Origin of the sequence: Vibrio sp. 10N.247.310.24 (assembly GCF_041467175.1) — a bacterium.
Classification (GTDB): domain Bacteria; phylum Pseudomonadota; class Gammaproteobacteria; order Enterobacterales; family Vibrionaceae; genus Vibrio; species Vibrio tasmaniensis_A.
On the sequence record NZ_JBFSUD010000027.1, the window covers coordinates 39,195 to 60,613 of the forward strand.

Here is a 21,419-nt window from a genome sequence, read left to right on the forward strand (position 1 = left end):
AGTGGATATGAGATCACTTCAGCAAAAAAAGGCATTGCATAGTGCTAGTCTTTAGTTAGGCAATGAATAGAAGAGGTAGCGATATGAGTTACAAACATATTTTGGTCGCAGTCGATTTATCAGATGACAGCAAATTACTTGTGGATAAAGCGGTAGCATTGGCTAAGCCATTGGAAGCCAAAGTCTCTTTTATCCATATCGATATTAATTATGCAGAGCTCTATACCGGCCTTATTGATATCAACATGGCAGAAACCCAACACAACGCGATGGAAGCATCTCGAGTTCAGCTACAAAATTTTGCAGAACACGCTCAATACCCTATCACCCACACCTTAGTGGGCAGCGGCGACCTGAGTCATGAACTGTGTGACACCATCAATGAATTCAATGTTGATTTAGTGGTTTGTGGGCACCATCAAGACTTCTGGAGCAAACTGCTCTCTTCAACACGACAACTGATCAATGCCTCGCCGGTTGATATGCTGGTCGTGCCTCTAAGAGATTCAGAAGACTAATGAATTAAGGTTAGGTAACATACAGCTCATATCTTATTAACGAAGTTTTTATATGAGCTATTTAGCTAGTGTTACCCTCTTATGGGCCTTCTCTTTTAGTCTGATCGGCGTTTACCTTGCTGGTCAGGTTGATTCTTGGTTCTCTGTATTAATGCGTGTTGCCCTTGCTGGCATTGTATTTCTTCCTTTCCTGAAGTTTCGAGGTATCTCGCGTAAGCTGATCGCTAAGTTGATGGCTATTGGTGGCATCCAGCTTGGGCTGATGTACTGCTTCTATTACCAGTCTTTCTTGCTGCTATCCGTTCCTGAAGTCCTTCTGTTTACCGTTTTTACCCCAATTTACGTCACGCTTATTTATGACTTCCTCAAAGGACAATTCTCTCCGTGGTATTTAGTGACAGCGGCGATTGCTGTATTGGGCGCTGTATTCATTAAATTCGCGGGCATCAACGAAAACTTTTTAGTCGGTTTCCTCGTAGTCCAAGGTGCAAACCTGTGCTTTGCTATCGGCCAAGTTGCTTACAAAGTAGTGATGGAGAAGGAATCGACAGAGTTACCTCAGCGCACAGTATTTGGTTACTTCTATTTGGGTGCGTTATGCGTCGCTTCGGTTGCTTTCATACTCTTAGGTAACCCTGAGAAGCTGCCAACAACCACGCTTCAATGGGGCATCCTGATTTACCTTGGCTTGATTGCTTCGGGGTTAGGTTACTTTATGTGGAATAAAGGTGCATGCATGGTGAATGCTGGTGCACTGGCTGTAATGAACAACGCCTTAGTTCCAGCTGGCCTTGTAGTGAACATCCTGATTTGGAACAGAGACGTCGACTTGGTTCGATTGGCCATTGGCGGCGCGGTTATCTTGTTCTCTCTGTTCGTCAACGAGACATGGGTGAAAAAGCGTGTTGCGAGATCCACAAGCAACGCCTAACCGCTTTCACTGAGCTTAGTTAACTAAACTAAACTAAGCTAAATGAACAGAGCTAAATGAATTGGCTCGGATAACCCCAAAAAGCAAAAGAGCGACCTTAGGTCGCTCTTTTTAAATCATCGTTGTAGCAATAAGTTATCCGTACCAGTTTCAGTGAATGTGACTATGGCTCACTACCTGAGTCTTGGTTTCAGTGAAAGCGACGTCATCAAGTTGTAGGTTGATACGTTCAAGGTGACTTTCCAGTTTTTGACTTTTCTTAAACAGCTTTTGCTGCTTCTTAATCATCTTCGCGAGTTTTTTGTTGTACTTCTCTTGTTTTTTGGCCGCTTTCTTCGCTCGCTTGAGATCGGCTTTTTCATCACAACTCGCATTAGCGATTCGTTTTTTCAGTTTGGCTTTTTTCTGTGATGCTTTTTTATCTACAACATCAGCGGCAATATCAGCAACGGCTGGATCGAACATTTGAACAACAGGTTCAAGGGTCTCGTTGATTTCAGCAAGTGATAGCTCGGGTGCAGGTAATGTTTCCGCTAACAGGCCGCATGCGGCTTTTTCTTCAACGGGTTTATTTTGACAGCCAAGAGGTGGAATTGCGGTTGGTTTGCATAGGTTTGCTTGATCCGCCGAAGAACGCGCACAAGAACGACACACAAACTTAGGTTCAGTAACCAAGCTGTGGATCTCTCCTAGGTGTTCAGTGATATCTCGACGGTTTAACTTACAAAAGCGTTTAGCCATGCTACAACTCCAGCTAAGAATAATAATGATTCTTAGTTAGATATACATCCGTAACGCGACTATCGCAAGTGTTAAATGCCAATTTATCGTATTTATGACGGGAAACTTTCTTAGTGTGTCTCTAAGTCATTGATGCTTTCACATACACATCAAAACGGTTCTTTTTAGTTTCGATTGCCATGCTCGGTTTTTGCTCGTCTAACCATGCTGCGTAATCCGGTCTTTTGACCACAACGCGCTTCGTTGCCAGCTTCATCGCAGGCTCAAACAAGCCATCGGCATCCAGATCGGCGCCAACCAAAGATTGGAATACTCGCATCTCTTTCTTAACCAAAGCCGACTTCTTCTTGTTCTCTGGGTGTGGGTACATAGGATCGAGGTACACCACATCAGGCTGTTCGAAGTTAGGGTCGTTGCTAAGTTTATCCAGCGCATCGTGACTTGAAGCGTGAATCAACTTCATACGTTCGCTAACCCAACCACCGATGTCTGGGTCTTGTTGTGCTCTCTGCAGGCCGTCATCCAATAATGCAGCCACAACTGGATGTCGCTCTACCATCTGCACTTTACAGCCCAGCGAAGCCAACACAAACGCGTCGCGCCCTAAGCCTGCAGTACCATCAAGAATAGTTGGCGTTGCGCCTTTGTTTAGACCTGCCGCCTTAGCAATTGCCTGACCTTTACCACCACCAAACTTACGTCTGTGACCGACTGCGCCTCCGACTAAATCAACAAAAATAGCGCCAAGCTTAGGTTCATCGACTTTACGTAGCTCAAGTCGCTCGCGAGTCAGTACCAAAGCAAACTCGCTGCTTTCATCATGAGATAAATTCCAACGGGTCGCTAAGTCATTTAAATGATCGATTTGGGTAGCATCTTCGCAAATCAGTTGTAGTTGCAAGGTCGTCTCCAACAGACAGTGGTATTCAAAATAAAAGAGGCAACCAGTTTACCTGATTGCCTCAACAATACATATTAGCGGTGAAAAGTATTCACAGCTCGGTCGGCTTACCTAAACCAATTACTCGATCTCTCGTTCTTGCCTTAACTCTTCAACAAGCTCAGCCAGTGGCTTCGGTCGACCAATAACATAGCCCTGGGCATAGTTAACACCGAGTTCAATCAACTTATCGAGAACCTGAGTATTTTCAACAAATTCAGCCACCGTGTGCTTGCCCATCTGCTTCGCTAAATCATTGATCGAACGAACCATCACATAGTCCATCTCGTTAACATCAATATCACGCACAAACAGGCCATCAATTTTCACAATATCAACGGGTAATGCCTTCAGATATCCGAATGACGACAAGCCTGAACCAAAATCATCCAGAGCAATCAAACAGCCGAGCTCTTTAATTCGAGTAAAGAAGTTGATTGCCTGCTTCATATTACTCATGGCGGCCGTTTCAGTGATCTCTAAACAAACCTTATGGCAAGGCACTGATGAGCTCGCCAAACTTTCAATCAAGAATTCAACAAACTCTCGGTTACCCATCGAGTGACCAGAAAGGTTTATCGAACACATCCCCAAATCATCAACGAGATGTGGGCGTTGCTCCAACCAATTCAACGTCTGACTGACGACTTGGCGATCAATCAAATGCGCGATGTTATAGCGCTCGGAGGCTGGCATGAAGATCCCCGGTGAAATGTACTCACCTTGGACGTTCTTGATCCGCACCAGTATCTCAAAGTGCATTTTGTTGCTATTTTCCTCTAGACCAAGAATACGTTGGGCAAATAACTCCAAGCGATCATTGGCTAAGGCTTCGTGTACCAAGTTAACGCATTCCATTTCTAAATGGCGACGGCGCAGATCTTCATCATCTAGATGATAAAGGTGATAACGATTTCGCCCTTCCTCTTTAGCGGCATGGCAAGCGGCATCCGCCTGTGCATGCACCATTTGTGATGAAGCGGCAGTATGGTCAATCAATCGAATTCCGATAGAACAAGTAAGATTGAGGTGAATATCACCCCATAAGAATGGATTCTCACTCATCATCGATATAATACTGTGACAGACATTGACAGCATCTCGCTCAGTACAGTCTTTGATTAATACCGCAAACTCATCTCCCCCCATCCGAGCTAACACAGCATTGTAAGGAAGCACATCTTCTATCAGATTAGCGCTAAATAAGATCGCGGCATCACCCGCTTCATGCCCAGCAGTATCGTTCAATACTTTCAATTGGTCCAAATCTAAGAACAACATCGCATGAGTTCTCATATGACTCTCGACCTCTTTCAGCGCCTTTTGTAGCTCTTGCTCAAAGTGGTTGCGGTTGAAAGTGTCTGTAAGCAGGTCATAACGCGCTTGGTATTCTAACTTTTCAGAAAGTTCGCGGGTTTCAGTAATATCCTCTCCCACAATCAACAGCTGACCCGAGTCGACCAATGGACGAATATTTTCACGAATCCAGATCGTTCTACCGTCCGCATGACGATACTCGATATCACGACGCCACACGCCGCGAATTTTGTGCTGTGGTTGCAACAAGATATGACGAGGAATCATCGCGTTCTCATCCACATAAAATTCTCTAGGGCGATGCCCCAAAAGCAGATCAAGTGGATAACCTAGTAATTCTTCAGCAAACTGGTTCACTTGCTGAATGCGATTATTGACATCCAGTGTAATCATCATCACCGGCTGCTTGTCGTAATACAGTTTGAGATTCGCTTCACGTTGGAACAATTTGTTCTCAGCAAGCTTTCGTGAGGTAACATCACGAGCTTCAAATAAGAACTGAATGGTGTCCTCTTCACTGCTCGGCATCGGCTTTAAAGAGATATCTAGCACCATTCCACCACGATCACGGCACCATACCTCAGCCTCAAATCGTAGGGTTGGATAATCATCCCTTTCAGCAAAATACTCCTTCAGCGCTTCGCCAGCGGCATCCTCCCAATATTCTTGGAGAGGTGTTCCTAATTTATAACCTTGATTATAAAGAAGCTCATGCAGCTTACTGTTGCTCGACAGCAGTACACCGCCTTTATCAAGAATACCCATGTACTGTAGACTTTGATCGAATATCGACTCCAGTAACAGCTGGCTTTGTCGGCTAGCACGCTCACTTTTCTTAAGGCGGTTGAGGTAGTAAATCAAGGTCGCGATAACACTCGACATAACCAGAAACAGCAAAACTATGGTTCGAATTTCATCGCGGTAACGCGTCAGGAATGATTTAGGCTTATTGAGAAAAGTAATTGAAGCTTCATTCTCAGTTCCCAGATTCCAACGAGAGAGTTGTTGATAGTCGAGCTTAATCTCTGAGGAACCAGCAGCAATAGGGGGCAATGGCTGATTTGGATTAGCAAGCACCTTCAATAAAACACGCCCTGTATCTCGGCCTTGAGTTTTTCCACTTTGAATGACACCACCAATCGCCCCAAAACCTAGCCCCAAATCGTGTACCATATACAGCGGCATTTGGGTTTTAATGTTCAATTGACGCCAGTCCTCAACGCTACTCACGTTGCCTTTAGCATCGCGATAGTATGCCCAAAACAATAAACTCTGACCGAGATCAGTTCGCTGAGAAAACGCTATTAATTCTTGGTAAGAATTGGGGACATAATGCTCCACCAAACCGGAAAAATTTGGGTTGGTTTTAATAGAACTATCAACTTGTGAGCGGATAGCCTCACCTGTTACTGAATGGTCAGTAACAATGTATATCTTCTTTACGTTTGTTTGAAGGCGTTGGATTAACTCAATATTACCTTCTAGATCAATATCTTCAGTAATACCTGTCGCGTTCAAACCTTCAATCATTTCAGGGGAGAAATTGTTGATGCCACCAAAGATTACTGGCGTATCTTTGAGATCGGGCGCAAGGCGCTTCATTAAATTAAGGGCGTTATTGTCACTGACTACAACCGCAGCAAATTCTTCATGCATCAACTTGGTGTGATAAAGCTGATAAACGCGCTCTAAGTATTCTGGGTTTTGAGTTCGTTTACTATCCAAATAAACAACTCGATACGATAGTCGATCACGGTCCAGTTCTTCTGATAATCCTTTGTGGAAATCATCAGTCCAGAAAAAACCCTGATGATAAGAGTGAATAACCAACACATCTTTTGTTTGAGCTGAAACAAAAGCACTCCAACACATAACAATCAAAAACAACGAAAATCGCACTGAATTCACCCTAACACTATAGTTGCTGCTAATATTATCACCCTTGGCTATGATGTGTACTAAAGCCGGTATGTTTTTTATTCACCCTAAGGATTATGCATGTCCACAACTACAGCTCGTCTGGATGATCTAGACCGTGCCATTCTCAAAACCTTAATGGAAGATGCGCGCACGCCTTATGCTGAAATGGCAAAGAAATTCGATGTCAGCCCCGCGACGATTCACGTTCGTATCGAAAAGATGAGATCGGCCGACATTATTGAGCGAACCGAGGTTGTGGTAAACACCAAGAAGCTTGGTTACGACGTGTGTTGTTTTATTGGTATCAACCTTAACGCAGCTCGCGACTACCACTCAGCCATTGCCAAGCTTAATGCATTAGATGAAGTGGTTGAGGCTTACTACACCACTGGCGCCTACAACATTTTCGTTAAACTGATGTGTAAATCGATCGAAGAGTTGCAGTTCGTACTGATTGATAAATTGCAGGCGATTGACGAGGTTCAATCAACTGAGACATTGATTTCATTGCAGAACCCTATCAACCGCAATGTGAATCCATAGTCATTTGATAAATCGATACAAAAAGAGCCTCACAAGGAGGCTCTTTTCACATTCTGACTAGCACAATATTAAGCGCTGATACCCGCATGACGCAGCATCGCGTCGATTTGAGGCTCACGACCACGGAAGCGTTTGAACAGCTCCATTGGCTCTTCACTACCACCCATTTCAAGGATGTTGTTCAGGAAGCGATTACCGGTTTCAGTGTTGAAGATACCCTCTTCTTCAAATGCAGAGAACGCATCTGCAGACAATACTTCTGCCCATAGGTAGCTGTAGTAACCCGCGCTGTAGCCACCAGCAAAGATATGCCCAAAGCTGTGCGAGAAGCGGTTCCAATCAAGGCTTGGCAATACCGATACCTTAGACTTCACGTCGGCTAGCGTTTCTAGTACGCGCGCACCGACTTCAGGATCGTACTCTGTGTGCAGTGTGAAATCGAACAGGCCAAGCTCTAGCTGACGCAGGATAAACATCGCAGATTGGAAGTTCTTCGCCGCTAGCATTTTCTCTAGCATCTCTTTTGGTAGCGCTTCACCTGTTTCGAAGTGACCAGAAATGAACGACAGCGCTTCCTCTTCCCAACACCAGTTTTCTAGGAACTGACTTGGTAGCTCAACGGCATCCCAAGGCACACCGTTGATACCCGCGACTGCGCCCGCTTCAACTTGCGTTAACATGTGGTGGATACCGTGGCCAAATTCGTGGAATAACGTGACCACTTCATCGTGAGTAAACAGTGCTGGTTTGTCACCGACTGGTTTGTTGAAGTTACACGTTAGGTAAGCAACAGGCGTCTGTAGTTCACCAGATTGAGTAATGCGACGACCGCGACAGTCATCCATCCAAGCGCCACCACGCTTGTGTTCACGTGCGTATAGATCTAGGTAGAAGCTACCGCGCAATGTGCCTGTCGCATCGAAGATGTCGAAGAAACGCACTGAATCATGCCATGTATCCACACCTTCACGCTCAGTCACAGACATACCAAACACACGGTTTAGTACTTCGAACAAACCAGACACTGCGTTCGACTCAGGGAAGTATGGACGAAGCTCTTCATCAGAGATCTCGAACAAGTTCTGTTTTTGTTTCTCGCTGTAGTAAGCGATGTCCCACAGGTTTAGCTCAGAGACACCAAACTCTTTCTCAGCAAACTGACGTAGCTCTTCTACTTCGCGCTCACCTTGTGGTTTGGCTTTTACTGCTAGGTCGTTAAGGAAACCAAGTACTTGGTCTGGCGTTTCTGCCATCTTAGTCGACAGAGATTTTTCGCTGTAAGTGCTAAAGCCAAGCATACGTGCGATCTCGTGACGCAGCTTAAGTTGTTCTGTGATGATCTCAGTGTTGTCCCACTTACCTGCATTTGGACCGCGATCTGAAGCGCGAGTTACGTAAGCTTCGTAAAGCTCTTTACGCAGTTCTTGGTTATCACAGTACGTCATCACCGGTAGGTATGATGGGATATCCAGAGTCAGTAGGTAACCTTCTTGCTCTTTAGCTTCTGCCGCGGCTTGTGCTGCCGCCAGTGCTGATTCAGGCATACCGGCCAGTTCAGCGACGTCTGTGATCTGCTTGCTCCAACCCATGGTTGCATCAAGCACGTTATTTGAGAATTGAGAACCTAGCTCAGACTGGCGCTTACTGATCTCACCGTAGCGATGCTGTTCGTCCGCTGGTAAGCCAATGCCTGATAATTCAAAATCACGCAGTGCGTCAGTGATGGTTTTTTGTTGAGCTTGGTTTAATGCCGAGAATGCTTCGCTCGCCTTGATCGCTTTATACGCTTCGAACAAACCTTTGTGTTGGCCGACCCACGTGCCGTACTCAGAAAGTACAGGCAGGCAGCTCTCATAAGCGTCACGCAGTTCGTCGCTGTTCATCACAGAATTCATATGGCTTACAGGTGACCAAATGCGGCCTAAACGATCATCCACTTCATCAATTGGAGCAACGAGGTTGTCCCAGCTTGGTGAAGTATTACCTTCAAGTACTTGTTCTATCTTGTTGCGACACTCTTCAATCACTTGCTCAACCGCTGGCTTAACGTGCTCAGGTTTGATCTGTGAAAACGGAGGTAAGTCCGTGAAGGTTAATAGCGGATTAGACATATAAACATTCCTTTGGCTTTAGAGACTTTCGTCTTTTTTGTAATGAGGTCGTCTTACAGTCATCAGGCTAAGGATCGCCCTAAAAAATCACCTGCGAATAGTTATTAAATAGTGCCCATGAAGGCAAATTTCAATAGTAGAACCAATAACTAACTGCATATTGCGAACAGCTGTTCCTGAATTGTTCGAGAATTTATGGTCCATTGGGGGTTATAATAGTCAAATTAACCCCACCTACACTAACCACACTCTAATTCGAGAGTGTTACGAGAGTTTAATTTGTTAAGTTATCGCCACAGCTTCCACGCGGGCAACCATGCCGACGTAGTAAAGCATATCGTACAGAGCCTTATTCTTAATTCTTTGAAACAGAAGGATAAGCCTTTTGTTTACCATGACACTCACTCTGGTGTAGGTCGTTACGACTTAACGCATGAATGGTCTGAAAAAACGGGCGAATACAAACAAGGTATTGCCCGCGTCTGGGCACAAACAGAACTTCCTGAAGACATTCAAAGCTACCTTGAGTCTATCTCAGCACTCAACAATGGCGAAAAACTGCGTTTCTACCCAGGTTCACCACGTGTTGCACGTGCACACCTGCGTGATCAAGACCGCATGGTATTAACTGAGCTTCACCCAGCCGATCACCCTCTGCTTGAGCAAGAGTTCCACCGCGATCGTCAGGTATCTATCTATAAAGAAGATGGCTTCCAACGCCTAAAAGGCAGTCTGCCACCTAAAGAACGTCGTGGTTTGGTTCTTATCGATCCACCTTACGAGCTGGCAAAAGAGTATCGTGATGTTGTGACTGCGATTGCTCAAAGCCATAAGCGCTGGGCAACTGGTATCTACGCAATTTGGTACCCAGTGGTAAATCGCTGTGATATCGAAGATATGATCGAAGGCCTTGAAGGCTTAGGCATCAACAAGATTCTACAAATCGAACTTGGCGTATCACCAGACACCAACGAGCGTGGCATGACAGCATCAGGCATGATTGTTATCAACCCACCTTGGAAGCTAGAAAGCCAAATGAACGAAATTCTTCCATTCTTGAAGGAAGCAATTGCGCCGGCAACCGGTCACTTCAAAGTAGAGTGGATCGTACCCGAGTAATCTCGAACTTAACGTCATGCTCCGACGAATACTCAGCAGACTGTGACGTACACGAATAAATTTTAAACAGGGAGATTGAGTTCAACCGATCTGCCCTCAATATAATAATTAGACAATTTAAGAATCTATAGGACGTAGGTGTTCAGTGCGCTCACTGTACCCACAGCCTTCAATAAATGGAGAAAGTAATGGCGACTCATTTTGATTACATCTGTATCGGCGGCGGTTCAGGCGGCATCGCATCAGCTAACCGCGCAGCAATGCACGGTGCAAAAGTTGCACTTATCGAAGCTCAAGACCTTGGTGGTACTTGTGTAAACGTTGGTTGTGTTCCTAAAAAGGTTATGTGGCACGGTGCTCAAGTTGCTGAAGCAATCAACCTATATTCAAAAGACTACGGCTTCGACGTTGACGTAAAAGGCTTCAACTGGGGCAAACTGGTTGAAAACCGTCAAGCGTACATTGGTCGTATCCACCAATCTTACGATCGCGTTCTTGGTAATAACAAAATAAACGTAATCAAAGGCTTTGCTAAGTTTGTAGATGAAAAAACCGTTGAAGTTAACGGTGAACACTACACAGCGGATCACATCCTGATCGCAGTGGGTGGTCGTCCAACCATTCCAAACATCCCTGGCGCAGAGCACGGTATCGACTCAAACGGTTTCTTCGATCTGATGGAGCAACCTAAACGTGTTGCTGTAATCGGCGCAGGCTACATCGCCGTAGAAATCGCAGGCGTACTAAGTGCACTTGGCACAGAGACACACTTGTTCTGTCGTAAAGAGTCACCACTTCGCAGCTTCGACCCAATGATTGTTGAAACACTGGTTGAAGTAATGGAAGCGGAAGGCCCAACACTTCACACGCACTCTGTTCCTAAAGAAGTAGTGAAAGAAGCAGATGGCACACTGACTCTGCACCTTGAGAACGGCAACACTCAAAACGTTGACCACCTAATTTGGGCTATCGGTCGCCACCCAGCCACTGACGCTATCAACCTAGCATCAACTGGCGTTGCAACCAACGACCGTGGCTACATCAAAGTCGACGAGTTCCAAGCAACCAACGTTCCTGGCATCTACTGTGTTGGTGACATCATGGAAGGTGGCATCGAGCTAACACCTGTTGCTGTTAAAGCCGGTCGTCAGCTTTCTGAGCGCCTATTCAACGGGCAAACAAACGCGAAGATGGACTACACGCTCGTTCCTACTGTTGTATTCAGCCACCCACCTATCGGCACTATTGGTCTAACGACTCAAGAAGCTGAAGAGCAATACGGCAAAGACAACATCAAGGTATACACGTCTGGTTTTACTGCAATGTACACTGCAGTCACTCAGCACCGTCAACCTTGTAAGATGAAGCTAGTATGTGCTGGCGAAGAAGAGACTGTAGTCGGCCTACACGGCATCGGTTTTACTGTTGATGAAATGATTCAAGGCTTCGGCGTTGCAATGAAAATGGGCGCAACCAAAGCAGATTTCGACTCTGTTGTGGCAATTCACCCAACGGGCAGCGAAGAATTCGTTACCATGAGGGGTTAGTGTAGGAAAAGCATCTTACACACGTAAATAAATCTGGAAAATAATCAATCACTGTCCATACTGTATACATGGACGGTGATATTTTTCAGGATAATTTATGACATACCTTGTACACTCCAGCGATGTTTTCAAAGAGACTGAGCTACAAAAACTGGATAATGGTACATTCCATTGCCTCCCCTCCAATGACAATATCGGTTCGCTGCCAACCCTCTTTTCGCAAGATGGTGTATTCAATCACGAAGCCAACAGCTACCTGTTTTATCTCAAGGCAATAAAGAAGGCAGAAGACCTATCTCCCTGCGCACAGGCACTGCGTGCCTATTACCAATTTCTTGAGGACAAGGGACTACGCTGGGATAAATTCCCGCCAGTCAAACGGCTCAAACCAACTTACCTGTACCGCTCTCACCTGCTCAAGCAAATAAAGCAAGGCGAGCTTGCACACAGCACTGCCAGTGTTCGTATGAACCAAATCGTCAATTACTATAAGTGGCTACTGCATGATGGTTACCTACGCGTAAAGAATGAGAAGGAAGCCCCATTCAAAATGGAGTTTGTCTCTGTTCAGAACAGTGGGATGCTTGCCCACATATCCCCAACTTTCATTGTTGAGACCAGTGATTTACGCATAAAGGTTCCGAGGGATGCAGATAGTAAAAACATCAGGCCACTATCCCCATTAAGCCGTGATGCTCTTAGTATTTTAACTCAACACCTTCCACAAACATCTGAAGAGTTGCGCCTACAAGCCTTGCTTGCAATTGATACAGGAATGCGGGTTGAAGAAGTGGCAACCCTAACTCTAGATGCGCTAGACACTGCAACCCCGCTTGCTGAGAGCGAGCATCGCTTTGAAATTCTGTTATGCCCCCGCTCTACTGGCGTACAAACCAAGTTCTTAAAAACTCGGACTGTCGAGATTTCATCGGATTTGATCCAGTCGTTGAATGAGTATCGAATTTCAGAGCGACGCCTTAAGCGTGTTACTAGGCTTAACGAGAAAATAGAACAATTACACAGTGATGCTGTCAGCTTCACCCAGAAGACCATTGAAACACTAGAGCGTTGTGATCGTCACGAACCACTTTTTGTTAGCCAACAAGGCAACCCTGCTACGGGTAAATCCATTGAAGCTCGATGGATTGAGTTCAGGGCAGAAATAAAACAGGTAGAGCCATCATTTTCCCATCGCTTCCATGATTTACGCGCCACCTATGCCACCTATCGTCTCAATGATTTGCTAGAGGCTAAATTGCCCGTTGTCGACTGTATGGAGCTTCTGATGGGTTGGATGGGGCATAAAGATGAAAGTACGACTTGGAAGTATTTACGCTTTCTAAAACGCAAAGAGGCTTTCAAAGTGAAGTATGGCATCCTTGATGCGATTATGCACGATGCGTTAGGTGGTAACGATGACTGAACCTACCTACCTTTCTGACTGGAAACCAGAACTTTGCTTTAATCTTAATGCGTACAACAACGCTTTAGCTGACTTTAATCGCCTTTTATTTAAAGGCTTTCCTCCAACTCACAAACTACAGCAGAGCCATCAATTCGAGAATGCTAACCGTAGAGAGTTTGCTCTTAGATTAAAAGACAGATTTAGTGAAAAAATGGATGAAGGTTCTAGCCATAAATCTCTATATGGGGTTTTTAGTGAATTATCACAGTACCTTCGATGGTGCGATAAAGAAAATTATGCAGCTTTTAGCCAACACTCATTAGAAGGCTACATGGAGCACATACAAGTTCGTGTCATGTTGGGGGAAATAAAACGTAGTTCATATAAAGTTAGACGAGCAAATATGGTCTCCCTATTCACTAGATACCTTGATTTACCACACTATTATTTTAATAACGTGATTATCATGGACAACAGCGATCGAGAACCGTTTGAGAGCTACACACGTAGCGATTTAAATCAATTGCTCCCTTTCTTAAGGCGTCTTTTCAATCAAACCTATTCACAGTTTATTGAAGCCCCTGATAAGCACATTCATGCGTCAAAGGTTACACCGACTATGACCTTTGAATGGCTAGGTGAAAAATATCAACTTTGTGGAGGTATATCTAAGATGATGTGTACTGCCGCCTACTTATTGTCTTATTACACCTATGCCAACACAAGCACTCTATTGCAACTAAGACAGCCAAACAATGCTTCGATATTTACTGGTGAAGTCTGGTACACAATGCCAGCTTTCAAACGTCGCGCATTTAAAACCATTCAAATTGAAATTGGTGAGCATGAATTAGAGATCCCCAAGTATGCCATGACTTTTTTCGACAAATTACTGAAAGCTTCACGAATAATAAGTACCAGCGAGCAAGCAACTCTTCTTCAGACGATTGCATCCAAAAAGATACAACCATTAAAGAGCAGAACTCTACAGGCATTTCTCAAACTCTGGGTCGAAAAAAACTTCACATTTACAGATCAAGTTGGAAGGCGTTTACGCCCTAACATTAGCCGATTTCGTGAAACTGGCTCCCAATTAACCGCTTACCATCAGGGGGAAATGGTTAATGACCTCATGCTTAACAACACGCCCAGCACTCGTCGGCGTCACTATAGCGAGGGAAATAAGCAGGCCAATAACGGCATGATGCAAGATACGATGTTAATTCGGGAAGAACAGGTCAAGAGCAGCGTCAGCACCAAGCAAGCTCAGGAAAACCTCGGTATTGAGGTACTGATTATCGAGGAAGAAAACAAGATTAACCTTCCCAATTTGAGCCGTACTTCTAATGGCGGCAGTTGCGCATCTCCATTCGGTGGAAAGTCCCAGAAATACACCAAGAAAGCTCAAGCACAAGGGCTTGCAAAGGAGGGAGAGCGATTAGCCTGTGCAGACCTACTAGGGTGCTTTGGTTGCCCAGACCAAGTGATTGTTCAGTCGGTATCAGATATCTGGTGCCTGCTCTCATTCAGAGCCTGTATTGAAGAATCACTGTTCCTTCACTTGGATGCCAGCCATTATAAAAAAAACTTTGAAAACATCATACATTTTATCGAGCAAAAAATACTACCAAGCATAAATCAGCAGATATTGAGAAAGGCAGAAGCCAAACTTGATGATGATGGTTTGCACCCTGCATGGAGCGACAACGAATCAGTTTTAAGCTTAATTTCAAAATCACCAGTCGAGGTAGGATAATGGATACATCTAAACTCTATTTACCCGACTTTCCACAGCAGAATAAGGTCACGGATGTTGATGTAGTAACGCTCTACCATGAGAAAAGATATGAAGAGCTAGATACCATCGTCATCTGCAAGGATAAAGACGGAAACGTTACCGCCAACTTTGGCCAGAACAATTGGGATTGCCTGCCTTTCTCGCGAAAAAAGAGCAGGAACAACCTAAGCACAGAAGAGTTTGACAATATCCCTGAGCTACAACAGGAACTAAAATTGCTAAGTTATGGCTGGCTATTTAACAAAAGTCCAAAGCAGAAAAAAGCACTCAAGTTTTCAAGTGTACGAACTCGATTTGACAATATAAAAGTGGTTTATCGTTTCTTACAAAGGAACAACCATAAGTCACTAAAATGTCTTTCTTTATCTATGGTTTGGAGTGATTTTGAGCACTTTTTACAAGAGGGTAACTATGCCCAAGGGACTATCGAGTCAACTTTTGTTGCATTAAATGCCGCTATAAATGATGAGTCATGGCACAAGCTTGAGCTTGGACTCAATCCAATAAAGTCAAAAACAGAAGCAAGACGGATAAGTTTCATTGAAGCGCAGCAAACTCTTGTTATCCCTGAACGTCTATGTGATGCCATTTATGGAAAAGCCATAGAACTGGTCAATGGAGCTCACCCATATAGACAATTAATATTAGATATTGAGAAGTCTCTACAGGATAACTATGTTAAGGGAGTGCGCAATCTTGAAGAAAGAATAAAGCAAGGGAACCATTACTCATTCATGAATGAGGACGGTAGCATTGACAAACGAAAATTCACTTCCGCCGCTCAAGAGTTACAACCACATAAAGTCAAAGACCTCATCGCTCCATTAGCCGCTAAAGTACCAAGTATTAGACTGAAAAGTGGAACGGACTTTAAGCGCTACTGGGGTCAATTAACTAATGCTTGCTATATCATTTGTGGGGGTTTTAGCGGTATGCGAGATTCCGAAATCGATAAATTAACGCCTAAAAGTTATTACAAGGATAGCTTTGAAGGACGTGATTTCCACATGCTGCAATCTCATACTTTTAAGTTAGGGCATAAAAGAGAAACATGGGTTACCGCCTCATCTTCTAAAACTGCAATAGAGTTAATGGCCACACTAACTGAAGAATGGCGGAAAGAAGTTAGTTATCCAGATAAAAAATACAAAGACTCTATTTGGGTAAATAAATCATACCGCTCCAAGCCACCCGCATTGATTACTGGCTGGAATCACCGACTACAGCGTTTTTGTAATCAGTTCAACTTCATTGTAACTGAAGAGGATTTCGCAGAATGCTTAGCATCAAACCCTCGTTCATTAAATCGTGTAAAACAAGATGTAATCGTTGGAAACCCATGGCACATGACAGTTCATCAGTTCAGGCGTACCTTGGCCTTTTACTGCATCAAAAACCGTCTAGGGACATTAGTGGCGCTCAAACAGCAGTTCAAGCATCTCTACCTTGCAATGACAGAGTGGTATACGAACGGTGGGAAGCTGGCGAGCCTACGAGATCTGAAAGTGGACGAGCAAGTTCAAAAGGCACTTGATGAAATCAATGCAGAAACCACAGCCAATAAAATCTTTAAACAGTGGCATTCAGATGAAACCCTGTCTGGCACTCATGGAAAAGCGATCATGAAAATGCGAGGGGATGTGCCGACCATTTATAGCTCATGGGATGTTATCTATAAAGCCGTAAAGGATGGTAAGTTGACGCTACATGGTTCAATGCACAGCTATTGCAAATCTGGTTATGACTGCGATATGGACGGAGTGGTCACTCCCCAGTTCTGTGTGGACTGTGGTTCAGGAAGTAGCATCATTGACGAGCAGCAGGCTAAGTGGTGGCAGAAAAAACACCGCAGTCTAGTTGCTTATATGGAATCTGGCGAAGAAATTTCGATAAGTGAACATAGCCACTATGTCACTCAAGTAAGAGCCGCAGAGAAAGTCATGGCTGACTTTGATATGCCCTTTACCCCTTTTGAACCTGATTTGAAGGTAGCTAACTTATGAGCAAGAGCGAGAACACACTCCTAAAACTAGAAGCAGCCCTAGAGCGCATTAAACAAGGAAAACCAAAGCGTATCCCTACCCACCGTAAGCTCAGTGTACGCGCTGTTGAGGAAGAGGCTAACTTGGGTAATGGCAGCGGCTACTACTACCCTGAGTTTGTAGAAAAAGTTAAAAAAACTAAAGCTGATATTGCAGAAGGCCAAGGCGAGATCGTTCAGCCAGAGATACAGACGGTACGCACTAAGCTCAAAGAGCAGAAACGTATCAAGGAAAACTTTAAGGCTAAGTATGAGGCTGAGAGAGAGAAACTAGCCCTGTTCGCTGCTTCACAGCACCACCTTAACGATAAGCTGGTTCAAGCGTTGGCTCATATAGAAGATTTGGAGTTTCAAAACTCCCAATTACGTGAAGAGTTAGCTCAACTAAAGCGAAGCAAGGTTGTTTCGATTAAGTAATCGTTGAGTTGAGGAATACTAAAGCTTACTCAATACCTTCAAGCTTTTTCTTAATGTGGTCGATAAGGTTTTTCTTGTCGACCTCATTCAACTTATCTATCAAGCAGACAAGCTCTGCAGAATCAACATCCTCACAAAAAAAGTAGCTCAATGGCACTCCAAGCTCATCAGCAATTAACTTCAAGGTTTGAGCATCCGGTGTATGCTTCCCTTTCTCATACTGATTCATTCTTGGACTAGCAGAACCTTCATCCATACCTATACGAACTCCCAAAGCCTTCTGAGAGAGGTTTGCTTTTTTACGCGCTTCTTTGAGGCGTATTGGTAACGGATTATTGAACGACACTGATGCTTCATATCTCTAAGCTCTATATAACTAAGATTTTCTTAGTTTTACTGATTTCTGTATACTAAGCAATCCTTAGTATTTGAGTGATATAAGCAATACATGAAACGTTCTACGAAAATCTGCGCAGAAATGCACAAGTTGTTGATTGAAAAAAGAATGGATGGTTTTTCTGTTGTGGAAGCAAGGGATGCTTCATTAAATATTGAAAAAGGTACACAAAACCTGGATGAAGCTCGGAAGAAGATTTATCGCCAAATATGGCAATATCAACAAAAGGGGTGGTTGCGAAGTGAAGGTGAAGGAAGAAACAAAAAGTACTTTCAAACCGAACAATTTAGAGATCTCCAGGTAGCGCCTCGAAAAAAAGCCACACGTACCGCTTCTATAAAAGAGTGCGCAACGGATTATTCCGTGTTATTTCGAGAGAGTAATGAATACAAAGGTGAATTGGAGATCGTGCTTGGTGAAATTGAAGAATACCAGTCATTAAGGTCTCGCTTCCCTGAGCTTGAGTGCAAGTTAACCCCACTGTTACAGCAAGCAAAAGAGCGTTCAGCACACCTACTTGGAAAGGTGAATGGGTTGACGAATGTTCTTAAAACCCTCTCAGAAGATTGCCAACCGTGTTAAGACATTGGCAACTAGAGTGCTCAGAGAAAGCCTTACAAAAATATAGAAAAAACCAAAAACACTTTTTCTGCCAAGCAACCCCTGGGGCTGGAAAAACCGTACTTGCCGCCACTATCGCATCAAAATTGCTAAAAGACGGTTTGGTCAATCTTGTATTATGTTTCTCTCCATCATTAACAGTTTCTGATGGTATAAAAAAAACCTTTTCACAGACTCTTAATTGCACCTTTAATGGTGGGCTAGGCTCTATCGGACAATCACTCACATACCAATCCATTCAATTTCTCAATGATGAATTTTGGAAGACACTTCGTAATCACCGAGTGTTCGTCGTCTTTGATGAGATACACCATTGCTCAGGCTCAGAGATTGAAAATGCGAATGTTTGGGGCCAACAAGTCCTAACAAAAGTTCAAGAGTTAGCTACCTATACTCTGGCGATGTCAGGCACTCCTTGGCGTTCAGACTCTTTACCTATCGTGATGGCCGAATATAACAGCCCTGACGGGCAGTTGTTGGTTGACTACCAATACACATTAAAGCAGGCAATAGCTGATAATGTCTGTAGAAACCCGAGAATCGTATTGGTTGATAATGAACATTTGTCAGTAACTAGCGATGAGAAAGTTGAATCATTCTCCTCGATACTTGAGATGCTTAAGCAAACTAAAACCTCGTACCAAAGTGTCATTCATAATCGAGAGGCAATGGAATACTTGCTTGACCTTGGTTGCAAAAAGCTCGCGGAGATACGCCACCACTCCCCTAATGCCGGTGGGTTAGTTGTTGCTTCGTCTGTTTACCACGCTCAAACCATTAAAAAGATACTCTATGAAAAGTACTCACAAACCGTCTCAATCGTGACTTACCGGCATGAAGAACCTTTAGATGAAATTGAACGTTACCGTCGAGACAATACTCAATGGATTGTTAGTGTAGGAATGATCAGTGAAGGTACTGATATTCCTCGTCTTCAAGTTTGTTGTCACATGAGTTCGGTTAAAACAGAGCTGTACTTTAGGCAGGTACTCGGACGGATTCTTCGAGTTAATGGCTCTATGAATCAGCAAGCGTGGTTATTCACTTTTGCAGAGCAAAGCTTAATAGAGTTTGCAGAGCGGATTGAGCAGGACATTCCTGAATCATGTATGTTCGCCAAAATAGCAGATGAGCTTGAATACGACTTAGGAAATCTCTCTAATAATGGTCGATATGAATTATTCGACAGAGCGTCAGCACCTGAAAGCAAGTTGAACTGGACCGCAATCATTAATGGCAGTTCGAACCCAGTTGATGGTTCTAACGCACAAGATGAACTTCGATTAGGGGCTTTTAAACAACGCGTAATTTCAGCTTTTTTGAACTCTTAATTAAGCAACTCTAGGTTTTTTAGACAGAAGCTTGTTAGGGCCTTTACTAAATTTGCATTTTTATGAATAACTATAAGTATGGAATGACGCTTAACTTGATGTCCTGTATTGAAGGCGCAGCTCACAAGGCTATGTACCTACCAAGCTAAATAGAACAATTGACTTAATAGGGTCGCTTCAGGATTGTTCAATACTCAGGGGGTTAGTGTTGGCTGCGCAACACCTTAACCCTTATTTGTTATAAGTCAGCTATCAGTTTGCAACATTTCATGTAACTCCCACAAAGAAGCTGCAATCTTAGTTCCCGTCACATTCTTAATTTTTCTCATTGTATGTGCCACTGCACCTTGCCAGATCACACCTTCGAAATTTTTAGCAGGGCCATACTTAGTCATCATACTCATAATGCTGTCCCACTTCGGCTGCAAGTGTTCAGGGAAATGCGATGTATCTAAGCTAGACATTGCATCATTTGCTGCAAGTAAACGACTTCTAACATCACCAGGAGAAACACATAACTCTTGAATCCCGTCCGCGACTCTACATTTTGCATATTGATATTTAATGTTCATACAACACCTTAATCCTTATTTGTTAAATTGATATGCTGCGTATAGCCCATAAGCCATGCATTAGAGGAACAGCACTAAACAGTAGAGGCGTAAAATACAAATAGAAACCGCCGTTTACCAAAAATGTCTTAATCAATGAAACAAGCAACAGCCAAAGGTATGTAATTGGATTAAGTGTTACTGAAAGATATCTGCTATACGTCCCTTTAGAGGTCATCCACATACCTAATAAAGCAGTAGGATTAAATAGGGACTTAATATCGACCTTACCCACTGGATAATCGATACCTGTGTTTTCTCTCACTTCTTCTTTTGCCTTTCTCAATAGTCGCGCATCATTTAAAACATTAGTTTTAAACTTAGAGAAAAACCCTACCATCCCACGAACAATGAGTATTAATGCGCAAACAACGCCAATAACAATCAAGAACCAAGGTAATAGCTCAGGTCGTTCGATCGAACCTGAAACCGAAGCTACACCTTGGCTAAGTGTTGCTTCCTCAGCTGTAAAGCCTAAATATTGAATAAGCACATACACTGAACCAGCCCCATAGATAACAAAATGCAGTCTATTGTCGTGATCCATATTTACCCCATCAATTAACAGTTTATTAAGAGGAAAGTTTCCATAATTAAACATGGATCTTTCTCTCCCATAATGCCTTTGTTGCAGATAATACTAGCATCTTTTACCTATGCAATCAGTCAGATAGTACACATACTAACAATAGCACTGAGCTCAAAGTAAGTAGACTTGTAAAAAAAGGAATAATCCCTCTTCTCACTTCTTTTAAAAGTTAATGGTTCGAGTCTGACTTTAAGCCAATTCATTAAGTTATCTATTGCAAAGATGCTCTGCTGAGGCTTGTTCTCTCATGAGAGCTTCACCTAAATGATCTGACTTTATTGGAACTGAACAAACTTTGTCCTCCTACAATACTCAACTCATTATCACAAATTAAATTAGTACTAAAGCGACTTTGGTGAGGCATTAATGTTTTCATATGCAGTAAGATGCAATGCAATCAATTAGTAAGAGCTATCTCAACGGTTGTCATCGATACGAGATACTTTTCGCGAGTCAAATCATACTCTCGGTGTTTTTCAAGGTAGTTGTCATCATTTGCTTGCTTATTAAGCAGCTTCTCTT

Annotated in this window: 18 protein-coding genes; 11 read left to right on the forward strand and 7 right to left on the reverse strand. The window is 43.5% G+C overall.

The window, feature by feature from the left end; genetic code table 11:
* Window positions 1-83: 83 nt before the first annotated feature.
* Both uspA and AB6E08_RS10730 read left to right on the forward strand, forming a co-directional pair.
* On the forward strand, window positions 84-518 hold the full coding sequence (gene uspA / locus AB6E08_RS10725) for a universal stress protein UspA (protein WP_009848061.1): 435 nt from the start codon (window positions 84-86) through the stop codon (window positions 516-518).
* Window positions 519-570: 52 nt separating this feature from the next.
* Window positions 571-1,449, forward strand: a complete 879-nt coding sequence (locus tag AB6E08_RS10730; RefSeq protein WP_086050313.1) for a carboxylate/amino acid/amine transporter — start codon at window positions 571-573, stop codon at window positions 1,447-1,449.
* 150 nt (window positions 1,450-1,599) lie between these two features.
* On the opposite strand, the gene AB6E08_RS10735 is transcribed toward AB6E08_RS10730, so the two are convergent.
* From AB6E08_RS10735 to AB6E08_RS10745, 3 genes are all read right to left on the reverse strand, one after another.
* On the reverse strand, window positions 1,600-2,190 hold the full coding sequence (locus AB6E08_RS10735; RefSeq protein WP_371695164.1) for a hypothetical protein: 591 nt from the start codon (window positions 2,188-2,190) through the stop codon (window positions 1,600-1,602).
* 121 nt (window positions 2,191-2,311) lie between these two features.
* A complete protein-coding gene (locus AB6E08_RS10740) occupies window positions 2,312-3,091 on the reverse strand; it encodes a class I SAM-dependent methyltransferase (protein ID WP_304566163.1) in 780 nt (259 codons plus the stop codon).
* A 120-nt stretch (window positions 3,092-3,211) separates the two neighbouring features.
* Window positions 3,212-6,319, reverse strand: a complete 3,108-nt coding sequence (locus tag AB6E08_RS10745; protein ID WP_372064304.1) for an ABC transporter substrate binding protein — start codon at window positions 6,317-6,319, stop codon at window positions 3,212-3,214.
* Window positions 6,320-6,445: 126 nt separating this feature from the next.
* Here AB6E08_RS10745 and asnC point away from each other — a divergent pair, with 126 nt between their 5' ends.
* On the forward strand, window positions 6,446-6,910 hold the full coding sequence (gene asnC, locus AB6E08_RS10750) for a transcriptional regulator AsnC (protein WP_009848066.1): 465 nt from the start codon (window positions 6,446-6,448) through the stop codon (window positions 6,908-6,910).
* Between the two features lie 68 nt (window positions 6,911-6,978).
* Here asnC and prlC read toward each other — a convergent pair whose 3' ends face one another.
* Window positions 6,979-9,021, reverse strand: coding sequence for an oligopeptidase A (gene prlC / locus AB6E08_RS10755; RefSeq protein ID WP_372064296.1), 2,043 nt, complete (start codon window positions 9,019-9,021; stop codon window positions 6,979-6,981).
* Window positions 9,022-9,300: 279 nt separating this feature from the next.
* Between prlC and AB6E08_RS10760 the strand changes: the two genes are divergently transcribed.
* The 6 genes from AB6E08_RS10760 (at window position 9,301) to AB6E08_RS10785 (ending at window position 17,348) form a co-directional block, all read left to right on the forward strand.
* Window positions 9,301-10,140: a 23S rRNA (adenine(2030)-N(6))-methyltransferase RlmJ gene (locus AB6E08_RS10760; RefSeq protein WP_029224298.1), complete on the forward strand. Its 840-nt coding sequence runs from the start codon at window positions 9,301-9,303 to the stop codon at window positions 10,138-10,140.
* Window positions 10,141-10,328: 188 nt separating this feature from the next.
* The gene (gene gorA, locus AB6E08_RS10765) at window positions 10,329-11,687 is read left to right on the forward strand and encodes a glutathione-disulfide reductase (RefSeq protein ID WP_029224087.1); all 1,359 of its coding nucleotides are present in this window, start codon (window positions 10,329-10,331) and stop codon (window positions 11,685-11,687) included.
* Between the two features lie 97 nt (window positions 11,688-11,784).
* Window positions 11,785-13,110, forward strand: coding sequence for a site-specific integrase (locus AB6E08_RS10770; protein ID WP_017101124.1), 1,326 nt, complete (start codon window positions 11,785-11,787; stop codon window positions 13,108-13,110).
* Window positions 13,103-14,848 carry a hypothetical protein gene (locus AB6E08_RS10775; protein ID WP_017101125.1) on the forward strand — a complete coding sequence of 582 codons (1,746 nt, stop codon included), beginning with the start codon at window positions 13,103-13,105 and terminating at the stop codon, window positions 14,846-14,848. The genes AB6E08_RS10770 and AB6E08_RS10775 overlap by 8 nt, the downstream gene beginning before the upstream one ends.
* The gene (locus AB6E08_RS10780; protein WP_017101126.1) at window positions 14,848-16,893 is read left to right on the forward strand and encodes a hypothetical protein; all 2,046 of its coding nucleotides are present in this window, start codon (window positions 14,848-14,850) and stop codon (window positions 16,891-16,893) included. The genes AB6E08_RS10775 and AB6E08_RS10780 overlap by 1 nt, the downstream gene beginning before the upstream one ends.
* Window positions 16,890-17,348, forward strand: a complete 459-nt coding sequence (locus AB6E08_RS10785; RefSeq protein ID WP_017101127.1) for a hypothetical protein — start codon at window positions 16,890-16,892, stop codon at window positions 17,346-17,348. Before AB6E08_RS10780 ends, AB6E08_RS10785 begins: the two co-directional genes overlap by 4 nt.
* Window positions 17,349-17,373: 25 nt before the next feature.
* Here the strand turns inward: AB6E08_RS10785 and AB6E08_RS10790 are convergent, their stop codons facing one another.
* Complete coding sequence (locus AB6E08_RS10790; protein ID WP_017101128.1) at window positions 17,374-17,694, reverse strand: helix-turn-helix domain-containing protein; 321 nt, start codon at window positions 17,692-17,694, stop codon at window positions 17,374-17,376.
* Window positions 17,695-17,796: 102 nt separating this feature from the next.
* On the opposite strand from AB6E08_RS10790, the gene AB6E08_RS10795 reads away from it, so the two are divergent.
* Window positions 17,797-18,327, forward strand: a complete 531-nt coding sequence (locus AB6E08_RS10795; RefSeq protein ID WP_017101129.1) for a hypothetical protein — start codon at window positions 17,797-17,799, stop codon at window positions 18,325-18,327.
* Window positions 18,321-19,697, forward strand: coding sequence for a DEAD/DEAH box helicase (locus AB6E08_RS10800; protein WP_372064301.1), 1,377 nt, complete (start codon window positions 18,321-18,323; stop codon window positions 19,695-19,697). The genes AB6E08_RS10795 and AB6E08_RS10800 overlap by 7 nt, the downstream gene beginning before the upstream one ends.
* Window positions 19,698-19,942: 245 nt before the next feature.
* On the opposite strand, the gene AB6E08_RS10805 is transcribed toward AB6E08_RS10800, so the two are convergent.
* Together AB6E08_RS10805 and AB6E08_RS10810 are read right to left on the reverse strand one after the other, a co-directional pair.
* Window positions 19,943-20,269, reverse strand: coding sequence for a hypothetical protein (locus AB6E08_RS10805; protein WP_017101938.1), 327 nt, complete (start codon window positions 20,267-20,269; stop codon window positions 19,943-19,945).
* Window positions 20,270-20,291: 22 nt separating this feature from the next.
* On the reverse strand, window positions 20,292-20,909 hold the full coding sequence (locus AB6E08_RS10810) for a hypothetical protein (RefSeq protein ID WP_017101937.1): 618 nt from the start codon (window positions 20,907-20,909) through the stop codon (window positions 20,292-20,294).
* Window positions 20,910-21,419: the final 510 nt, after the last annotated feature.

Bases quoted from the DNA above. Each gene is read 5' to 3' on its own strand.
- uspA (WP_009848061.1), top strand. From the start codon at position 84: ATGAGTTACAAACATATTTTGGTCGCAGTCGATTTATCAGATGACAGC.
- AB6E08_RS10730 (WP_086050313.1), top strand. From the start codon at position 571: ATGAGCTATTTAGCTAGTGTTACCCTCTTATGGGCCTTCTCTTTTAGT.
- AB6E08_RS10735 (WP_371695164.1), bottom strand. From the start codon at position 2,190: ATGGCTAAACGCTTTTGTAAGTTAAACCGTCGAGATATCACTGAACAC.
- AB6E08_RS10745 (WP_372064304.1), bottom strand. From the start codon at position 6,319: ATGTGTTGGAGTGCTTTTGTTTCAGCTCAAACAAAAGATGTGTTGGTT.
- asnC (WP_009848066.1), top strand. From the start codon at position 6,446: ATGTCCACAACTACAGCTCGTCTGGATGATCTAGACCGTGCCATTCTC.
- prlC (WP_372064296.1), bottom strand. From the start codon at position 9,021: ATGTCTAATCCGCTATTAACCTTCACGGACTTACCTCCGTTTTCACAG.
- gorA (WP_029224087.1), top strand. From the start codon at position 10,329: ATGGCGACTCATTTTGATTACATCTGTATCGGCGGCGGTTCAGGCGGC.
- AB6E08_RS10770 (WP_017101124.1), top strand. From the start codon at position 11,785: ATGACATACCTTGTACACTCCAGCGATGTTTTCAAAGAGACTGAGCTA.
- AB6E08_RS10775 (WP_017101125.1), top strand. From the start codon at position 13,103: ATGACTGAACCTACCTACCTTTCTGACTGGAAACCAGAACTTTGCTTT.
- AB6E08_RS10780 (WP_017101126.1), top strand. From the start codon at position 14,848: ATGGATACATCTAAACTCTATTTACCCGACTTTCCACAGCAGAATAAG.
- AB6E08_RS10785 (WP_017101127.1), top strand. From the start codon at position 16,890: ATGAGCAAGAGCGAGAACACACTCCTAAAACTAGAAGCAGCCCTAGAG.
- AB6E08_RS10795 (WP_017101129.1), top strand. From the start codon at position 17,797: ATGAAACGTTCTACGAAAATCTGCGCAGAAATGCACAAGTTGTTGATT.
- AB6E08_RS10805 (WP_017101938.1), bottom strand. From the start codon at position 20,269: ATGAACATTAAATATCAATATGCAAAATGTAGAGTCGCGGACGGGATT.
- AB6E08_RS10810 (WP_017101937.1), bottom strand. From the start codon at position 20,909: ATGTTTAATTATGGAAACTTTCCTCTTAATAAACTGTTAATTGATGGG.